Source organism: Desmospora activa DSM 45169, assembly GCF_003046315.1.
In the GTDB taxonomy this organism is placed as follows: domain Bacteria; phylum Bacillota; class Bacilli; order Thermoactinomycetales; family DSM-45169; genus Desmospora; species Desmospora activa.
Map to the genome: position 1 here is coordinate 1 of NZ_PZZP01000016.1, position 1,130 is coordinate 1,130.

At 45.0% G+C, this 1,130-nt stretch carries 2 protein-coding genes; one reads left to right on the plus strand and one right to left on the minus strand.

All coding sequences use genetic code 11. The annotated features are described in order from the left end of the window. Positions 1-14: 14 nt before the first annotated feature. Positions 15-242 carry a helix-turn-helix domain-containing protein gene (locus C8J48_RS18495; RefSeq protein WP_107728737.1) on the minus strand — a complete coding sequence of 76 codons (228 nt, stop codon included), beginning with the start codon at positions 240-242 and terminating at the stop codon, positions 15-17. 217 nt (positions 243-459) lie between these two features. On the opposite strand from C8J48_RS18495, the gene C8J48_RS18500 reads away from it, so the two are divergent. Further along, positions 460-1,130: LPD29 domain-containing protein (locus tag C8J48_RS18500; protein ID WP_342748268.1), on the plus strand; the 671-nt coding region annotated here is incomplete at its 3' end.

Below are 1,130 nucleotides of genomic sequence, written 5' to 3' on the forward strand. Positions count from 1 at the left end.
AGGAAGCTGGTTTTTTAATCTGTTTCCTTTTCAACTATCAAAAGTTCGTCCAATCGACAATCATACCGATTCATTAACCTTTCTAATATATCGCGGGAATACTTTGTACTCTCGTTATTTGCAAACCGCCGGACAGATTCCCAACTACTTTCCATCCCGATATCCTTTGCGACTTGTCGGATGGTAAGCCCTCTATTTTGAGCAAACTCCTTCAATCCAGAACGAATCTTTACTTTTTGCATCGCACGCACTGCCCCCTTTTTCCTTTATTATAATCCGGCTAAATTATATAGTCAAAGAATAAAAAAATTAGCCAAAAACTATTGACGGCTAATTATATTAGTCTTATAATAAGATTGCAGCTAAGGAAATTAGCCGAACCCTCCGGGGAAGCCACGCCACGACCCAAAAGGCGAGCGGGCCAAGGAGGATCACACACATCATAGGAGGATGATCACTTTGGCAAAAGCAACTGAGGTAGCAAAGAAAATCAGGAAGGTACTGAAAGAACAGTTTCCAGGCACTAAGTTTTCCGTCAGAACGGATCAATATAGCATGGGGGCCAGCATCATAATTAAATGGACAAACTTTCCTACGGAGCAGACGGTAGATAAGGTGGTCCGCCCTTATGAACAGGTTAGCAGAGATCCAATTACAGGAGATATTCTGAGCGGTGGAAACCTTCATATCTCCGCCGTCAATAAATGGACCTCGGAGCTTCGGGAAGAGATTGAAAAAGAGATGCCCCATCATATAAAGCGGAGTGACCTAGAGTATTACCGCTATTTTCGGGAAACTTCCGAGAAAGTTTATGAGCGGTACCGGGAGAGGATTGAAGCCCCAACTAATCGCGGTCAGGTGATGAAAGACCCAGAAGGGGCTGTAACAATTCGTCAGAAAATGGCACTACATCGGGCCACGGGGTTGAATACCACCGAATGGGAGCTGACCAAAGCCCAGGCAGGCCAGCTAATCAGTAAGCATAAAAAAGGTCAGGACATTACCCCGGACCTTGAAAAGATGGGACTAATCCTTCCGAAGAAGCAGCCAAAAACAAATGAAACAGCCCGCCGGATGCCACCGACGAGCCACAAAAAGAAAAAACGCGCTAGACACAGTATACCACACTT